Below are 17,316 nucleotides of genomic sequence, written 5' to 3'. Positions count from 1 at the left end.
TGCGACTTCTTAACCTCGCACAACTGTCAACTGTCAACTGTCAACTGCCTACTGACTCACACAACTTGCTTCCTTAGCCTCTAACTTCGCGCGATCGACCTCCTGCAAATCCCCGTGATCTAACGTCCAAAACTTATCAGCAACGCTCAACAAATCGCTAGCATCGTGAGTAACAATCAACAAAGTCCAGTGATTTTTCAACTTACCCAACAAGCTTACCAACTGTCGGCGCATCGACCAATCCAAACCCGCCGTCGGTTCGTCCAAAAGTAGCAAATGCGGCTGGCGAATTAGCTGCACCGCCAGGGCCACCCGGCGCTGTTGTCCGCCACTTAAAGCGTGGGGAGAAGCGCGCAGCGGCAAATGTGCCAACCCAACTTCTTTCATCGCTGAGTGAATTTGTTCTTGTCCCAATTCGGGATGTCCCAGTCGCAATTCTTCTAAAATTGTCCCCCCACAAAAATGTCTTTCAGGAAACTGGAACACTAAACCTCCTAACTGTTGCAAGTGTTCCGGTGTTAATTCTTGTTCGCGCCAGCGGATGTCGCCGCTAGTTTTTTCTGCTAAACCTGCTAATATTTCTAAGAGCGTACTTTTGCCGGAACCGCTACGGCCGACAATCAGCCCCATTTGTTGCGATGGCAGTTCTAAGTTGATATTTTTTAGAATAGCATTGGGACAGGCTGTAGGATGATAGACTAAGTTTTTTAGATAAAGCATTAACGTAATTGGGAATTGGGAATTGGGAATGGGGAATTGGGAATTGGGAATTGGGAATCGTGTATACCTCAGATCCTGGTTGTGCTATTAATAGTTAAGGTTGTTTTTGGCTGGTGCCGATCGCCCAAATTTATTTTACATAAATCTTTACAAAATTTTCGGTTTTTTTCAGCCTTGGCGTTTGATTATTGACATTTTTTATGGTATATTTTGACAATGGAAATCTGTGCGCTCATATATATTAGAATTCACACTTCCATTATTAAAATATACCGCAAGAGCCACAAAAAATCAAGCAAATTTAACTCTTTTTTGCTAGCGGCCCGATAGTCTGAGAACGTAACTCTCTTGTTTCTAGTTTACAGTATATTTCATTGAGAGAATTGACTATGACGAAAAACCCTTTAGCATCGCTGGGCAAGCAAATGTTAAGTTACAAACAGACAGTACGGGCGATCGCCTGTGGAAGTGCGATCGCCCTGGGCATCTGCATAAACTCCGCAGTAGCAGGCGATCCCTTCCGCACGAGCAACCAGCAGGCGATCGGGCCCAACACCGAAACCGCCTTCAAAACAATGTTTCAGCAAGGAAACTACAAACAAGCAAAAGCCCAAGTTCAACAAGCACTATCAGCAGAACCAAACGAACCCCTAGCCTATGCAATGGCAGCCTCATTATCCTACATCGAGCAAGACTTAAACTCGATGAATACCTACGCGCAAAAAACCCGCGAAGTCGGCGAAAAATTGACCAAAACTAACCCCTTGCGCGGCAACATTTACACAGCAGCAGGTCACTTTCTAGAAGGAGCAAATGCCATAGCCAAAGAAGGAACAGCCAAAGGCGCGCCCCAAGCACTCAACAAACTGCGAGTAGTATTTCAATACCTAGATGCAGCAGAAAAAATAGCGCCGAACGACCCAGAACTCAACCTGCTCAAAGGCTACATGGACTTAATGTTAGCCTCAAACCTACCCTTTTCCAACCCCAGCGACGCCATTAAACGACTGGAAGAAAAAGCCTCGCCCCGCTACTTAGCCTATCGCGGCATGGCCGTAGGCTATCGAGACTTAAAAAAATACGATCGCGCTTTAGAATTTGCCAACAAATCTCTAGCAGAAACACCCACCAACCCCGAAATCCTTTATCTCAAAGCACAAGTCTTATCTGCTCAAGCCAAGACTCAATCCAACAACAAAACCATACTTGAGGAAGCCCGAAAAAACTTCGACGCCGCCTTAGCAAAACCAGATCAACTACCGCGCAGCTTAGTAGCCGAAATCTTCTTTCAGCAGTGCAAAACTCGCAACCGTCTCGACAGCAAATCTCGCGATTGTGACCCGATGCGCGATAAAATTAGAGATGCAGATGGAGTCTGGGGGCCGACGGCTTTACCACCACTATAAACAGTTGACAGTTGACAGTTGACAGTTGACAGTTGACAGTTGACAGTACCATCTTGGCGGTTGTTATTAACAAGAGTAAAACTTGATGCAAGTACAGTTTCGCGAATTTAATCCCTTTGACCTCTGGATTTGGCTAAAATTCAGCAACGTGCCTTCAAACGGCGAAAAACAGTATGTAGAAGAAGTGTTTGATTCTTGGTTCTTTTTGGGAAAACTGGGAGGATTTAATGCGGAAAATTTGCAAGTTCAAGATGAAGGCTTAGACATCAGCGATATGAATTACGATGTTAATCTAGCCGACCAAAGCATGATGGCTTTGATGCACAATATGGGAGAAATGGAGTATGAAGGTTCTTGGGCTCGCTGCTGGTTTGATTTGGGGACTAGCGATGCTATCGGCATCGATGTTTTAATTAATGTTTTCCAGCAACTCAGCAAAGAATTTGTGACGATTGAAGAACTAATTATCGGCGGTGAAAATATAGACTGGCCCGTTGAAAATACGAGGAAGAGAGAGGGTTTTGAGCCGGACAATTAACCGTTAGCACGACACGGATGATACGGATAATGACTAGAAATCTCTCATGATTCTTGTGGAACAGGCAGGATGCCTGTTCAAAACTGGCTTTTTATGAGATGTCTAATGATTGATGACTCATGACTGAATGGCTATAGCACTTCTCAAAAAGGTGAGGTATGACTGACAGCTTATATAACCGCTAAACAAAGAGGGCCCAAGCCCAACAACATACCTCATCTTTCTGAGAACCGCTATATATTATGCAAGGTAAAATTCGTGTAATTGTTTTAGGATTAATTCGATCGGGCGTTAGCGAAGCCCTCGAAGAGGATCGCATTTTCGTTTCCCAATTCAAAGATCCGGTAAAACAAGACACATTGTATCGAGCTCTGGGTGGAGGCGTAGAATTCGGAGAACACAGCCTCGACGCTTTGCAAAGAGAATTTAAAGAAGAAATTAAAGCCGAGTTAACAAATATCAGATATTTAGCTTGTTTGGAAAACTTCTTTATTTTTAATGGTCAAGCTGGACACGAATTAATACAACTCTATCAGTGCGATTTTGTTGACTCCAAATTCTATGAATTAGCAAGTTTAGATTTTGTAGACGGTAACTTGAAATGTACCGCATTTTGGATGCCTGTTCACCGATTTCGTTCGGGAGAATTGCGCCTAGTTCCAGAAAGCTTTCTCCACTATTGCCAAGACTGATAACTATAGCCTTTATCAAAAAGATGAGGTATTCATGGGGATAGGGCATAGGCCTCCGTGGGCATAGGGGATAGGGCATACCTCAATACGGTTTACTTAAAGCTTTTTTAGGAATTTCATCTGACGATTTTCTAGGCAATACAGGCATTTTTTGCAAGTCAGATTCTTCTTAAGTCAACCGTATTGGGGCATACCTCACTTTTTTGAGAACCGCTCTAAAGCGCTCCAAATCCCAACAAGCAAATACATTAGAACCAATTTTTACTCAAAATATGTGCAGTAGAGGCGGGTTTTCTCCCAAATACTTTGCCACAATTCACAAATATAGATAAACCCGCCCCTTTATTTTTGTCCGCGTTACCAGAAATAATTGGTTGAAAGCCTCTGGGTTTGGCGTAGAAATTAAAAGAAGACGATTCATTACTCCAATCCTCTTCCTTCCAGGAGGTAGAGATTGCTGTCAACTGTCAACTGTCAACTGTCAACTGTCAACTGAATGAACTTTCTCTACCTTACTCTGGGAAGCGTACCCAAAACCTGATACAGCAAAGAGTTAATGAAAGCGAGGGCTAGAGCACCAAGCAAAGCACTCCAAATTCCCCACCGCAATCTAAATCCTTCGACTAGCCAAGCCGCCAAGCCAAAGATAGCAGCGTTGATAACAATCATAAACAAACCAACAGTTACCAATAAAGCTGGAAAGCCCAAAACTACAAAAACTGGTCGCACTAAAGCATTCAGCAATCCAAAAACTGCCGCCGAAACCATCGCTTTGCCAAAACTGTCAATATCCACGCCTATGGGTAACTTGGAAATAATAAAAAAGCTCACAGATGTTACCAACCAAGCAATTACCAGCGAAACGATATCTATGTGCACGTGCTTATCTCCTTAAAAGACTAAACATTAAATCGGAACAACAGCACATCCCCCTCTTGTACAACATACTCTTTTCCTTCACTGCGAACTAAGCCTTTTTCCTTAGCTGCATTCATCGCACCGGTAGCCACCAAATCTTCATAAGCTACAGTTTCGGCCCGGATGAAACCCCGCTCAAAATCAGAGTGAATTACCCCCGCAGCTTGTGGCGCTAACATTCCTGCGATAATCGTCCAAGCGCGAGTTTCCTTCGGCCCGCTAGTGAAATAAGTCCGCAAACCCAATAATTCGTAAGTAGCTCGAATCAAAGATTTTAAGCCACCTTCTGTTACCCCCAGAGATTCGAGGAAATCAGCTCGTTCTTCCTCTGGTAGTTCTACCAATTCTGACTCAACTTGCGCCGAAACTATGACAACCTTAGCATTTTCTGCTTCTGCTATTTCCCGGACTTGTTCGACATAGCTATTTCCGGTTCCCAATTCGTCTTCAGACACGTTCGCTGCATAGATGATCGGCTTGTTTGTTAACAATTCTAAACCTTTAACTAATTCTGCTTCTTCGTCAGTTAAACTGGTCTGGCGTACTGGTTTTTCTGCATTCAAAACCACGACCAATTTTTCAAGGACGTTTACTTCTGCTTGAGCTTCCTTGTTGTTGCGGGCTTGTTTGCGAGTGCGATCGAGTCGGCGTTCAATTTGAGCTAAATCTGCTAAAATTAATTCGAGATTGATAATGTCAATATCTCGCTGGGGATCGACAGAACCGGAAACGTGAATGATATCATCATTGTCAAAACAGCGGACAACATGGACGATCGCATCTACAGCCCGAATGTGAGACAAAAACTGATTTCCCAGCCCTTCGCCCTGACTCGCACCCTTCACCAAACCTGCAATATCGACAAACTCCATCCGCGTGGGCACAGTTTGCACAGAATTGGAAATATTGCTCAGCACCTTCAACCGTTCGTCGGGTACTGCCACGATACCAGTATTTGGCTCGATCGTACAAAAAGGAAAATTAGCAGCAGTCGCTTTGGCATTAGCCACCAAAGCATTAAACAGAGTAGATTTGCCAACATTAGGCAGTCCGACAATTCCGGCGGTAAGCATAGCTATTTAGAAACATATCACTGTTTCAAAATATCATAAGTATCCGCAATATATTGGACAAGCCACCCCAAATCTCAAGCCTGTGTTCGGCTAAATATCTAACTTGAGGTAGATGGCTGAACGGTTCACAAGTGGTTTCCCAAAAAAGCGATCGCCCGAAACCTCTCCCTGTCCCTTATTTATCAACAAATTGGGTCCTGGGCAAGAAACTCGGTTTGGGCGATCGACCTTACAAATTCTGTTAAACTTCACTTTCAACTAAAACATCATTTAAACAGGTTCGGGGATTGTCTGAGGAATCGGCGAGGGTACAGTCTGGGGAATCGGAGAGGGTACTGTTTCCGGCACCGGTTCGGGAATTGGCTGCGGAATTGGCGCAGGTACGGGCTCCGGTACAGGGCTGGGAATCGGTGGCGATGAAGGAATCTCTGGTAGCCCCGGTTCAGTAGCGGGAATTTGCGGGCCTGGAAGCGGATCGGGAGTGGGATAAATCATGTTAGTGTTTAGCTCAGCTAATAGAGATGTTAAAAAAACAATTGGTCACCAATTCCAGCTATCTTTTAAAACAAAAACAACTGATTTGTGGTATTGGTTAATTAGAGTTAACAGACTTGAAAAATACCTTAAATTTATCTGCGTCTATTTGCGTCTATCTGCCTTCATCTGCGGTTGAACTCGCAATCAAATATTTATGAACGAGTCTATATATATTAAAAAAAAAACAGCGCCTAACACATCTATCTAAATAACCATAATTCACTGTTACGTCCGCCTAAAATTATGCCTTGAGTATTAGGGAAGATCCAGTGAGTCATCCCCAATCTCAAATCTCAAATCTAAAATTTAAAATGGTATAAGTGTGTCACCAGCAAACCCTCAACAACAAACTCCCCTATTAGATGCGCTGCGCGATCGCACCAACCACCATCACAGCCCATTCTACGCCCCCGGACACAAACGCGGACAAGGCATTTCTCAACCGTTAGTTGACTTATTCGGGGCCGCAGTATTTCGCTCAGATTTGCCCGAATTGCCAGAATTAGATAATCTGTTTAATCCAGAGGGCGTAATTGCCGAAGCTCAAAATTTAGCGGCTTCGGCTTTTGGCGCCGAACATACTCGGTTTTTAGCAAACGGTTCGACTTGCGGAATCATGGCGGCAATTGTCGCGACTTGCGGGCCGGGAGATAAAATTATCTTGCCTCGAAACATCCATCAATCGGCAATTTCTGGTTTGATTTTATCCGGTGCAATTCCCATTTTTGTCAATCCCGAATACAACCCGGATTGGGATATTGCCAACAGCATCACCCCAGAAGCAGCAGCAGCAGCCCTAAAACAACATCCCGACGCAAAAGCAGTAATGGTCGTCTACCCTACTTATCACGGCGTTTGTGGAGATTTGCGGGCGATCGCCAAAATTACCCATCAATACAACATCCCGTTATTAGTAGACGAAGCCCACGGCGCCCACTTTAACTTTCATCCAGACTTACCAGAACCAGCCCTATCCGCCGGGGCAGATTTAACAGTACAATCAATCCACAAAACCCTCAGTGCAATGACTCAAGCATCGATGTTGCACGTCAAGGGCGATCGCATAGATATTCAAAAATTAAATAGGGCATTGCAGCTTGTACAATCCACCAGTCCCAGCTACTTATTATTAGCATCATTAGACGCCGCCCGCCAACAAATCGCACTCCACGGGAAGGAGTTAATGATGCAAACTTTAGATTTAGCTGCAAAAGCGCGATCGCACATTAGTCAAATTCCCGGCTTATCAGTTTTAGAACCGTTAAATACGCCCGGTTTTGTCGCACTAGACAGAACCAGGCTAACAGTAAAAGTATCCGATTTAGGAATAACAGGATTTGCGGCTGATGAAATTCTCCACTCGCAACTCGCAGTCACCGCAGAATTACCAATGCCGCAGCATTTAACATTTATTATCAGCTTGGGAAATACAGCATCAGATATTGACAATCTGGTTAAAGGTTTCCAGAATTTAACTCACAATTTAGGAGGCGGGCACGGGGACGACGCCGGTACAACCGGGGGCGGGCAAGATGCCCACCCCACAAGAAAATTCACTCTTTGTGGAACAGGCATCTTGCCTGTTCTTGAGAATGGTGCAAGATCTCTGTTAGGATTTCCCACTCCCTCTCTCTGCCCCCGCGAGGCCTTTTTTTCCCCGGCGGAAACCGTAGGAATAGACCAAGCAGTCGATCGACTCAGTGCCGAACTCATCTGTCCCTACCCGCCAGGAATACCAGTTTTGATGCCCGGTGAAATCATTACCTCACAAGCCCTTGACTACCTGCAACACATCCTTGCAGCCGGCGGCAAAATCACAGGTTGCAGCGATCCCCGCCTCCAAACTCTCAGGGTTGTGCGAAAGTAAATATTAAGACTTGGGGATAGTGGGAAATGAGGGATAGTAGGAAATGGGAAAAATCTTCCCTCTTCCCTTTTCCCTCTTCCTTCTTCCTTCTTCCTTCTTCCTTCCATTAAAAATACAACTATGCTTTGGCCCTACGTCACTCCTGGTATCCCAGACGATTTATTTGAACGTTTACCGGGAATTCCCATGAGTAAGCGAGAAGTCCGACTGCTGTTACTCTCCCACCTGCGGCTGCAAGCAGATTCAGTGGTGTGGGACATCGGTGCAGGTACTGGTACCATCGCCGTAGAAACAGGTTTGCTGTGTCCCAAAGGTCGCATTATCGCCATCGAAAGGGATGAAGAAGTAGCAAGCTTGATTCGCCGAAATTGCGATCGATTCGAGATCAAAAACGTAGAAGTCATCGAAGGTAGCGCCCCTGAATGCCTCGAAAATCTCCCCGAACACCCCCACCGAGTCTGCATCGAAGGAGGGCGCCCGATTAAAATGATTCTCAAGGAAGTCTGGCGACACTTGCGCCCACAGGGTCGAGTTGTCGCCACAGCCTCGAATTTAGAGAATCTTTACGCCCTTTCCGAAAGCTTCGCCGAGTTGCAAGTCCGCAACATCGAGGTAGTCCAGTCCGCCGTCAACCGCTTGGAGACTCGGGGCTTGAGTCAAACCTTTGCCGCCGTCAATCCCATCTTTATTCTCAGCGGTGAAAAGTTGGATTAGTCGTTAGTCATTAGTCATCAGTCATTAGTCCTTAGACGGAAATATTCCCACACCACATCAAAGATGGTGATGTGGGCCCGGAGGCTGTATCACTGAGAATCAAACATTAAATGCAATTCTTAACCTTTTTTACGTTAGCTTAACGTTCATAATACTTATAATAAGGCCGACCTTAGCTGGAGCGATCGCCTGAGTTGAAATTTTGGATCGCCGGTTGAGGATGGGGGACGAACCTGTGCCTTAACCATCCTTGTATCCTTGTATCCTTGTATCCTTGCATCCCAAATCGACCGAGCCCGCCCAAAAAACAAAATTTTAGACCATAGTTCCAACCCCCAGATTCATCTGTGGACTAAATCTAAAATCTAAAATCTAAAATCTAAAATCTAAAATCGACTGACCTGCCGTCTCCTGTGAGAAATTCATTTTATGCCTTGGTCTCGTATCCTGAGTGGAATAGTTGCGATCGTCCTTGCTTTGGGAATGATTATTATGGGGGGATGGTACTTCACCCTCGGCTTTGGCGTCATCGTGTACCTAGGTCAATTGGAATATTTTCAGTTAGCCCGAGCTAAGGGCATTGCACCTGCTGGCAAAACCACCTTAGTTGTCAGTCAAATTCTGCTGATTACTGCCGCCCTGGCGCCTCAACTCGTAGACGCCATGTTCCCCTTAGCCGGAACTTTCATCTGTTTCTATCTGTTGTTCCAACCGAAGTTATCGACGATCGCCGATATTGCCGCTTCTATTTTAGGATTGTTCTACGGCGGCTATTTGCCCAGCTATTGGATACGGCTGCGAGTCGGACTCGATCCTGCCAATGTGGCTACAACCCAATTTTCGCAATTAGTAGCAAGCAATTTGCCCGTTAACATTTACTCGTCCCAGTCTTGGACAAGTTCCAGCAGCATATCTTTAGGATTGACTTCGCTGCTGGTGGCTTTCCTCTGCATCTGGGCCGCTGACATTGGCGCTTATTTTGTCGGCAAATTCTTCGGCCGCACTAGCCTCTCCCACATCAGCCCTAAAAAAACCGTTGAAGGTGCCGTATTTGGAGTTTGCGGCAGTATCGCCGTGGCCGCCGCCTGGTCTTGGTACTTACAATGGCCGGGGTGGCCGTATACTGGGGCAGCTTTTGGTCTGTTGATTGGCGTTGCTAGCTTGTTGGGAGATTTAACTGAGTCGATGATGAAACGAGACGCCGGCGTTAAGGATTCGGGACAGTTGATTCCCGGTCACGGCGGCATTCTCGATCGCACTGACAGTTATGTTTTTACCGCACCCTTAGTCTACTATTTTGTGACTTTGTTATTGCCCGCGATCGACTCTTATCTCATCGCCCGCTAATTGGTCATTGGTCATTGATAACTCTTAACTCATCCCAGAGTTACCGTTGCGAGTCACGCACGCGATGCAATCATCCGCGCAGAAAGCAATCTCACAAAACAAGATTGCACTCGCAAACTTTCCTCTCTTGAAATTTATCTGCGTCCATCTCCGTCGATCTGCCTTAAATCTGCGGTTGAGTTATCAATCAAAGATTTATGCAATTCAAGTTTGCAGACTCAAAACATCTTCCCTTCTCCTTTAAGGCAAAACTCTAATTGAACCCCGACAAACAATCTCCCCCGGACTCAAAATCAACTCATCAATTGCAACTTCCTGTCCGAAATCAATTTTAAAATCCTTGAAATCACTGCTCTTGATTTCTCCATTGACTTCGATTTCCGGTACTTCAAACATCAATTCGCGACCGCTAGCAATCCGCAAACCAGTCCGCAATACAACAGGAATTTGCGTACCCCCAGCGCGCAAAATTGTCGCCACCAGCGTCAACTTCCCCGCCTCAATTTCGATCTGCGAATTTTCCAACTTCAGCGACTTTTCGCTATCTGTCAGCGGCAACATTGGCAGCAAAAATTCACTCAAAGCATCCGCCAGCAAAGGCGCTTTTAGGGACGCATTCAAATCCGCTTGATTGAGCCTCAAAACGCCAGTCACGGGAACCGATTCGAGCAGGCGCAGTGGTTTGCCTTTGAGAGCTTGACCGAGGTTGATGCGAATCCCACAGCCCTCTAGGGCAACTTCTGTTAGGTGTAATCCTTTATACACGGCACCGCGAGCCGCTGCCGTTACTTTGGGGATTGCACCGCTGAAAATTTGTCGATCGCTCCCCTCAATTTTCACCTTCAACTCGTCAACTTGCTGAACTTGCGATCGCAGCAACAACTGCACCGCCGGAGACAGCACCGAACTTGCGATCCGGCTGCCTTGGCTCGGCGGCGGTGTCTCCCCTTCCTCGTCGAGGTTGGCAGTCCCACCAGAGCTGGCCGCAGTAGCTATATTGTCAAATAAAAGAGAGTGGCGATCGACAGTCATAAACAATTTGAAAATTACAAACCTTAATATTCAAACACAAAAATTTAACTATTAACGAGCGCATCCCGTCTCACAAACCCGGTTTATACAAAGAAATATCGCCCTCAACCTCGGATTTTCCCTAAGAACGGGTTGATGAACCCACCTCGTGACATACTCCAGAAGCCGAAATCAGACATCAGCAACGCCTGAAGCAGAAAAAATCTCACCCTTCCCCCCTCAGGCTTTCTCCTGAGTTTGCCAGTTGTGCGATCCCGAGGGAAATTTCGCGATCGAGCGTATAAAATTAACCAGCAGTACCGGTTTTATGGTAGTGTTAGTTAATGGTCGTGTCAGACCCACACATTTTAAATCAGCAACAAACCAACGGTGCAGGCAATAGCCTCCCGCGAGTCTTTTCCTCGTAGTTTTTGCACAACATTCAGGGTTATGCCATAAGGACAATCTGCACCAGGCGCAACGCCCTGCAAGGATTGGTTAGCAAACATTAGAATTTCTTCCCAACCAGGAATTGAACATTGGTAGCATCGGTTAATCCATTAACCGTGTCGTATTTCCTCCCTCCACCGCTCGGGTGTTGGGGCTTTCCACATTCCCGTCATGTCTGATGAAAGGCTGCAAAAAATCCTCGCCCAGTGGGGCATTGCCTCTCGCCGTCTTGCAGAACAGATGATTGTAGCTGGACGAGTCCGGGTTAATGGCAATATTGTTCGTTTAGGACAAAAGGCGAATCCCGATCGCGATTTCATCGAAGTCGATGGAGTCCCAGTGAAACCAACAGATAGACCGGCAGAGGTCTATCTGTTGCTCAACAAACCCGCAGGCGTAGTTTCTACTTGCAGCGATCCCAGGGCGCGATCGAAAGTTCTCGACTTGCTGCCGCCCAAACTGCGATCTGGTCAAGGCATCCATCCCGTAGGACGCTTAGATGCAGATTCCACAGGCGCCCTATTGCTCACCAATGATGGTAAGCTGACATTTTGTTTGACCCATCCGCGTCACTCGATCGCCAAAACTTATCAAGTTTGGGTGCTCGGCGATCCCCCGGAACCCATACTACAAGCGTGGCGTCAGGGCATTATCTTGTCCGGTAGAAAAACATTACCCGCGAAAGTTAGAGTTATCGATCGCGCGCGAGACCAAACTCTGTTAGAAGTAATTCTATCAGAAGGGAGAAACCGACAGATTCGGCGCACCGCCGAGCAGTTGGGATATCCAGTGGTGCGCCTGCACCGCACAGCCATTGGCCCGATTCAATTGCAGCCCCCCGCAGGGCCGATATTGGCACCGGGCTGCTACCGACCCCTAGAAGATTCAGAAATTATTTTTTTATGGAATCTAGTCAACCTAACATCAATAAGCGTGCCAGTGAATCCCCAGGAGCACAGCATATGACAAAGAATTTATTGTTTTTATTCTCCCAAATAACTAAGAAGAAACTGCACTCCCAAGAGCCAGAAACTCCTCAGAAGAAATTAGCGGCAATAGGATCTCAACTCCGGGAGTACCGCGAACAGCAGTCGATTTCTTTGGACAGAGTAGCTGTCGTAACCATGATTCGGCGGAATCTGCTGCAAGCCATCGAAGACGGCCAACTCGACCAACTCCCCGAACCCGTCTACACTCAAGGTTTGATCAAGCGGTACGCCGAAGCAATGGGTTTGGACGGAACTCAGTTTGCCGACTTTTTCCCGATCGAACCGCCACCGCGATCGACCACCAAGCTATCCTGGCAGAATGGGCCACAATTGCGGCCGATGCACCTGTACCTTTTTTACACATTTCTAATTATCTGTTCAGTCAATGTCTTATCTCAGTTGATGGGCGGTTCTCTGACAACAAAAAACGGTACGGGAACCAAAGAACTAGCTCTTGAGCAAGAACAAGCTCGTTTAGCCCAGAGCGCCTCAAAAAATCAGAAAGCCGATAGTTACGATGCTGTGGAAGCAACAAGAACAGGTCAAAGTTTAGATAAATCTGGCAATAAACCAGTCATGGTTAACGTCAGTTTAAAAGACGAATCATGGATGAAGATTGAAGTTGATGGCAAACCCGAGTTTGAGGGAACTTTGCCTTCAGGAACTGTCCGCACCTGGCAGGCCCAAAACAAATTGGTAGTTCTAGCTGGTAACGCCGGCGGTGTAATGATTGCTGTGAATAACGGACAAGCCGAACAACTCGGAGAATCTGGAGTTGCCAAACAAGTTGTTTTTACCGCCGACGAACTCAAGCCTTCAGCAAAGCCCAAAAATGAAGGATAATCGGGCATAGGGCATCGGGCATTGGGCATGGGACATAGTTAATAGTTAATAGTTAGTCGTTAGTAGTTAGTCGTTTCTCTAATAACCAATGCCCTATGCCCTATGCCCTATGCCCAATTCCCAATGCCCAATTCCCAATTTTCAATTTTTCTGGGGAGCGCGCCCGCAGATGTAAGTCATGGTTTTGAGCCGATCGCGCACCTCCCAATTCAAAGCTTCGCGCCGATACCGCCAGCCCCAATTTCCCTCTGCTTTCCCCGGAAAATTCATCCGCGCGTCGGTATCCAAACCCAACAAATCTTGAAAGGGCACGATCGCCAAATTAGCAATAGAAAACCAACCCATGCGGATTAAAGACCAGTGAATTCCTTGGGGATCGATGCAGCCCAAATAACGCAAAACCTCATCTCTTTCGTAGTTTTGCAGTTGATTGAACCAGCCAACAGTCGTGTCGTTGTCGTGGGTACCGGTGTAAACTACACAGTTACGAACATAATTGAAAGGCAAAAAAGGATCGCCAGGCCCCGCACCGAAAGCAAACTGCAAAATCTTCATTCCGGGAAACTCAAACCGATCGCGCAAAGCTTCCACTTCCGGAGTAATTACCCCCAAATCCTCAGCGATAATCGGCAAATTGCCGAACTTCTCGTTAATTACCTCAAACAAAGCCGTTCCCGGCGCATTAATCCACTCTCCGTCGATCGCAGTTTCCTGCCCGCGCTTCACCGCCCAGTAAGCATCAAATCCTCGAAAGTGGTCAATCCGAGTCACATCTACATAAGCGAAAATCGCCTCAAAACGCTGCACCCACCACTGAAAATTAGTTGCTTCCAAAGCCTCCCAATTGTAAACAGGATTGCCCCACAATTGACCTGTTGCGCTGAAGTAATCCGGCGGAACTCCCGCCATCAAAGCTGGTTCTCCAGTTGCTTCATCCAAACAAAACAAGTCCGGATGCGACCACACATCAGCACTGTCGTGAGCGACATAAATCGGAATGTCACCAATAATTTTAATGTCGCGCAGGTTCGCATAGCGTTTCAACTCAGTCCACTGGCGGAAAAACTCGAACTGCACGTATTTGTAGTAATAAATCTCATTATGTAGCTCCTGCCGCCACTTGTCTAGCGCCTCCGGTTGGCGCTGTGCAATTTCTGGTTCCCAAGTGTGCCAGCTCGTGCCGTTGAAGCTGTCTTTTAGTGCCATAAATAAGGCATAATCTTCCAGCCAACTCGCTTTGCTCTCGCAAAAAGCCGAGAATTCTCTTTGCTGCACCGGCGATGCTTTCGCTTTGAAGTTTTCGCAGGCTTTTTTGAGCAGGGGTATTTTGTGTGCGATCGCGCGATCGAATTCTACTGTATCCAGGGGAAATTCCGGCGAATGAGCTAAATCTTCATCGCTGAGCAATTGCTCGTCCCGCAGAATTTCCGGGCTCAGCATCAGCGGATTTCCTGCCATTGCTGAATAGCACGAATAAGGAGAATTGCCGTATCCAGTCGGGCCCAGCGGCAATATCTGCCAGTATTGCTGGTCGCTCTCTACTAAAAAGTCAATAAAGCGATATGCTTCTATTCCCATATCCCCAACACCAAATCGGCTGGGAAAAGATGTCGGGTGGAGTAAAATGCCGCTAGCTCGGGGAAAAAGCATAATCTATCTAAAGATATAGGAGTTAAACATTGACAATTTGACCGATATTCCCTAGAGGTTAAACTTCGCAGTTTGTAGGGCGATTTTCAGGGCAAATACTTTTGCGATTGTCTCATATTTTCTGCTGGAACGTGGCTAAATATTTGTGTCGCAATCTCATCACAAATGCTGAGGCGATCGCACCCAGTTTATGCACAAGTTTATTTATAACTTTTAAGTGGCTTTCGCTCTATCTGTCTGGAGTCGTACATTGCGATCTCCGGGCCAAACATCAAACAAGTTCCCAAACAGGATGCAACTATATGTCCGCGTTCCAAACCCTGATGCAGTAAGCGATCCGATTTTAGATTTTAGATTCTTCGACCGGAGCGAGCGAACAAGTTTTAGACTTTAGCTTTACTCCACATATTCATCACCGGAGCAGAAACAGGAGTCTAAAATTTTTGGTTTTCTGCACACTCATAGCTTCAGGGGCTTGTACAGGTTTTTGGGCGGGGTCATTGATAATCCAAAATGGCATTAGCCCTCCTGCTCCTGAGAGCCAATGCACAAATCAGCCGACTGTTTTTGTATCTCAACAAACAGTCGGCTGCAAAATTACGGTGAAAATGCTGAGCTTAAGTTTCCTTGTTCAACAATTTCTCAACTTGTTTGAGAGCTATAGTGCCGACATTGTAAGCAGCCCAGCCGCCCGCCAACAAAACCGGACTCAATACTATTAGTATGCGCCAGTCAAAATCCATGAGTTCTCCTCCTAAAGTTTTTTAACAAATTCTCATAATCTATTTGTATCTCATTTTGTCGCCATTCTCCTGACTCCTCAAGCAAATATTGTCGCCGAAAAAGTTCCTCCACAGCAAGGAGCGATCGCGCTTGCAGGACATCGCGCCCCAGTAATTGAGACTGCAACTCGCTCTCGTCAACCTTGATCCGCTGTCCTTACACCAAATTATCCCAAAATCTGCTTGGCAATCCCTTCCACCACTTGAGTTAGAGGGTCTTTAGGGAAGTGCAGGGCAAACACCCCCTTGCTGGCTAACAGCATCATCTTGTCGCTGTGGGGCAGCACCCCTCCAACTGGGATGTTGTAAATACTCTCTACTTGCTGCTTCAAATCCTCGAAATCCAAGGATTCTGGCGCTTTGTTGATCGCGATCAAAATCTTGGGAACTTCTAATTTGCGGGCCACATCTACCGTGACAGCCGTTCCCTGAAAATCTTGCTGATCCGGACGCAGAATCAGCAGCAGGATATCCGAAATCGTGATGCTGAGAAGGGTTTCTTCGTTGAGTCCTGGGTGCGTGTCAATAAATAGGTAGTCTAAGTTCAGAACGTCGATCAGTTCTTGAAAGCCGTCGGTAAGCAGTCCCACGTCGTAGCCTTCCCGCAAAACTCGCGCTATCTCCCCTGCTTTAATGCTCGAAGGAATCAGATAGAGGCTGCCGTTACGGGCTAATTTTGGCAGCAGCGAACTCACATTGTAAGCCGTATCCGAGATCGGACACCTGCCCCACAGGTAATCGTTGAGGCAGCGATCCATGTTGTTCTCGCTGAAACCGAACAGCACGTGAATCCCGGGCGATTGAATGTCTGTGTCCACAATGGCGACCCTGTTTCCGCCGCGAGCGATAATAGATGCCAGGTTTGCAGTCATGTTAGATTTGCCAGTGCCACCCCGGTAAGAGTGGACAGAGATGATTTTGGACATGATAGGCGTATTGCAAAGATTAAACAATTATCTCTTTAAGTCTAATCATTTATGGACTTTCAAGTTTTTGAGATGCTGGACTTTTATTTAGATTCAGTTGTTGATTTATGTCCTCTATAGTTGGGAACCCTGCTTAGCTACGAAGTCTGCCAATCAATCAGACTCTAGAAAAGAAGGCATTAATGAGAGGTAGATCGGATTGTAGTCTACAACCAAAAGTAATCTCAATAACCCGATAGGTAAAATAGATAGAAGGCGTAGTAATTCGGCCGCTAGGCTTAACACCGTCAAAACGGAATGTAAATCATATTTGACCGTAGATTCTACAACGATGACAGGGAGAAACGCGGACAATCAATTATTATGCAATTCACGATCGCATCATATATCATATCGATCGATCTTCCTTGCCGCTCAAATCCTCCTGGTCTGTTAAAGTATCAATCTTTTCCTGCTTCGTAAAACTTACCCAAACTTAACTAAAGCCATCTTTAGCTACAATGAAAGAGTTCACTTCCTGCGCTATTGGGTGGTCGGCCATCCCAAGATAAGCAGGCTATCCCCCAATAGCCTTGGGTTCCCAATTTAAAATATTTAAACTGGCATTAAGATCGCGGTCTACCGACAGACCACAAGCAGGACAATCATAAGTCCGAACGCTGAGTGGCATATCTTTTTTATGCCCGCAATTAGCACAAATCTTAGAACTGGGAAACCATCGATCTACCAGCACTAATTGGGAGCCATACATTTTGCATTTATACTCTAACTGTCGCCTGAATTCGTAAAAACCTAAGTCGGATATTGCCCCAGCCAGCTTGTGATTTGCCAGCATTCCGCTGACATTCAAGTC

At 46.2% G+C, this 17,316-nt stretch carries 18 protein-coding genes; 8 read left to right on the top strand and 10 right to left on the bottom strand.

Annotation, left to right across the window (positions count from 1 at the left end; translation table 11 throughout):
* Nucleotides 1–48: 48 nt before the first annotated feature.
* Nucleotides 49–720 (bottom strand): energy-coupling factor ABC transporter ATP-binding protein, encoded by a 672-nt coding sequence (locus tag JGK11_RS23525; RefSeq protein WP_293147764.1) that lies wholly within the window; start codon nucleotides 718–720, stop codon nucleotides 49–51.
* Nucleotides 721–1,109: 389 nt separating this feature from the next.
* On the opposite strand from JGK11_RS23525, the gene JGK11_RS23520 reads away from it, so the two are divergent.
* The 3 genes from JGK11_RS23520 to JGK11_RS23510 all read left to right on the top strand — a co-directional run bounded on the left by JGK11_RS23520 (nucleotide 1,110) and on the right by JGK11_RS23510 (nucleotide 3,356).
* Entirely contained in the window at nucleotides 1,110–2,126 is a 1,017-nt protein-coding gene (locus JGK11_RS23520; RefSeq protein WP_293180207.1) for a Sll0314/Alr1548 family TPR repeat-containing protein, read from the top strand.
* An 85-nt stretch (nucleotides 2,127–2,211) separates the two neighbouring features.
* Nucleotides 2,212–2,664 (top strand): DUF3531 family protein, encoded by a 453-nt coding sequence (locus tag JGK11_RS23515; protein WP_293198544.1) that lies wholly within the window; start codon nucleotides 2,212–2,214, stop codon nucleotides 2,662–2,664.
* A gap of 239 nt (nucleotides 2,665–2,903) precedes the next feature.
* Complete coding sequence (locus tag JGK11_RS23510; RefSeq protein WP_293213085.1) at nucleotides 2,904–3,356, top strand: NUDIX domain-containing protein; 453 nt, start codon at nucleotides 2,904–2,906, stop codon at nucleotides 3,354–3,356.
* A 507-nt stretch (nucleotides 3,357–3,863) separates the two neighbouring features.
* Here JGK11_RS23510 and JGK11_RS23505 read toward each other — a convergent pair.
* The 3 genes from JGK11_RS23505 to JGK11_RS23495 all read right to left on the bottom strand — a co-directional run bounded on the left by JGK11_RS23505 (nucleotide 3,864) and on the right by JGK11_RS23495 (nucleotide 5,842).
* Nucleotides 3,864–4,229 (bottom strand): phage holin family protein, encoded by a 366-nt coding sequence (locus JGK11_RS23505; RefSeq protein WP_293147768.1) that lies wholly within the window; start codon nucleotides 4,227–4,229, stop codon nucleotides 3,864–3,866.
* A 26-nt stretch (nucleotides 4,230–4,255) separates the two neighbouring features.
* Nucleotides 4,256–5,347 (bottom strand): redox-regulated ATPase YchF, encoded by a 1,092-nt coding sequence (ychF, locus tag JGK11_RS23500; protein WP_293180201.1) that lies wholly within the window; start codon nucleotides 5,345–5,347, stop codon nucleotides 4,256–4,258.
* 270 nt (nucleotides 5,348–5,617) lie between these two features.
* The gene (locus tag JGK11_RS23495) at nucleotides 5,618–5,842 is read right to left on the bottom strand and encodes a gamma-aminobutyric acid A receptor, epsilon-like protein (protein ID WP_293206303.1); all 225 of its coding nucleotides are present in this window, start codon (nucleotides 5,840–5,842) and stop codon (nucleotides 5,618–5,620) included.
* 364 nt (nucleotides 5,843–6,206) lie between these two features.
* On the opposite strand from JGK11_RS23495, the gene JGK11_RS23490 reads away from it, so the two are divergent.
* The 3 genes from JGK11_RS23490 (at nucleotide 6,207) to JGK11_RS23480 (ending at nucleotide 9,812) form a co-directional block, all read left to right on the top strand.
* A complete protein-coding gene (locus JGK11_RS23490; protein WP_293213069.1) occupies nucleotides 6,207–7,751 on the top strand; it encodes an aminotransferase class I/II-fold pyridoxal phosphate-dependent enzyme in 1,545 nt (514 codons plus the stop codon).
* Nucleotides 7,752–7,871: 120 nt separating this feature from the next.
* The gene (gene cbiT / locus JGK11_RS23485; protein WP_293147744.1) at nucleotides 7,872–8,465 is read left to right on the top strand and encodes a precorrin-6Y C5,15-methyltransferase subunit CbiT; all 594 of its coding nucleotides are present in this window, start codon (nucleotides 7,872–7,874) and stop codon (nucleotides 8,463–8,465) included.
* A 429-nt stretch (nucleotides 8,466–8,894) separates the two neighbouring features.
* A complete protein-coding gene (locus tag JGK11_RS23480; RefSeq protein ID WP_293213067.1) occupies nucleotides 8,895–9,812 on the top strand; it encodes a phosphatidate cytidylyltransferase in 918 nt (305 codons plus the stop codon).
* A 240-nt stretch (nucleotides 9,813–10,052) separates the two neighbouring features.
* Here JGK11_RS23480 and JGK11_RS23475 read toward each other — a convergent pair whose 3' ends face one another.
* A complete protein-coding gene (locus JGK11_RS23475; protein ID WP_293213065.1) occupies nucleotides 10,053–10,844 on the bottom strand; it encodes a DUF2993 domain-containing protein in 792 nt (263 codons plus the stop codon).
* 347 nt (nucleotides 10,845–11,191) lie between these two features.
* Nucleotides 11,192–11,332, bottom strand: coding sequence for a hypothetical protein (locus JGK11_RS23470; protein ID WP_293180186.1), 141 nt, complete (start codon nucleotides 11,330–11,332; stop codon nucleotides 11,192–11,194).
* 112 nt (nucleotides 11,333–11,444) lie between these two features.
* On the opposite strand from JGK11_RS23470, the gene JGK11_RS23465 reads away from it, so the two are divergent.
* Together JGK11_RS23465 and JGK11_RS23460 are read left to right on the top strand one after the other, a co-directional pair.
* The gene (locus JGK11_RS23465) at nucleotides 11,445–12,239 is read left to right on the top strand and encodes a pseudouridine synthase (protein WP_293180183.1); all 795 of its coding nucleotides are present in this window, start codon (nucleotides 11,445–11,447) and stop codon (nucleotides 12,237–12,239) included.
* Entirely contained in the window at nucleotides 12,236–13,105 is an 870-nt protein-coding gene (locus JGK11_RS23460) for a RodZ domain-containing protein (RefSeq protein WP_293198547.1), read from the top strand. The genes JGK11_RS23465 and JGK11_RS23460 overlap by 4 nt, the downstream gene beginning before the upstream one ends.
* A 141-nt stretch (nucleotides 13,106–13,246) precedes the next feature.
* On the opposite strand, the gene malQ is transcribed toward JGK11_RS23460, so the two are convergent.
* The 4 genes from malQ to JGK11_RS23440 form a co-directional block, all read right to left on the bottom strand.
* Nucleotides 13,247–14,755 carry a 4-alpha-glucanotransferase gene (malQ, locus tag JGK11_RS23455; RefSeq protein ID WP_293180177.1) on the bottom strand — a complete coding sequence of 503 codons (1,509 nt, stop codon included), beginning with the start codon at nucleotides 14,753–14,755 and terminating at the stop codon, nucleotides 13,247–13,249.
* A 617-nt stretch (nucleotides 14,756–15,372) separates the two neighbouring features.
* Nucleotides 15,373–15,498, bottom strand: coding sequence for a photosystem II protein Y (locus JGK11_RS23450; protein WP_265235804.1), 126 nt, complete (start codon nucleotides 15,496–15,498; stop codon nucleotides 15,373–15,375).
* A gap of 206 nt (nucleotides 15,499–15,704) precedes the next feature.
* On the bottom strand, nucleotides 15,705–16,463 hold the full coding sequence (locus tag JGK11_RS23445) for a MinD/ParA family protein (RefSeq protein WP_293147654.1): 759 nt from the start codon (nucleotides 16,461–16,463) through the stop codon (nucleotides 15,705–15,707).
* 556 nt (nucleotides 16,464–17,019) lie between these two features.
* The coding region (locus JGK11_RS23440; RefSeq protein WP_293198549.1) for an RNA-guided endonuclease TnpB family protein at nucleotides 17,020–17,316 on the bottom strand (297 nt) is incomplete at its 5' end.

The organism is Microcoleus sp. PH2017_34_RAT_O_A (assembly GCF_020737885.1).
Taxonomy (GTDB): Bacteria; Cyanobacteriota; Cyanobacteriia; order Cyanobacteriales; family Microcoleaceae; genus Microcoleus.
The sequence above is the reverse complement of the archived record's forward strand: the minus strand, read 5'-3'. Positions and strand labels throughout refer to the sequence as shown.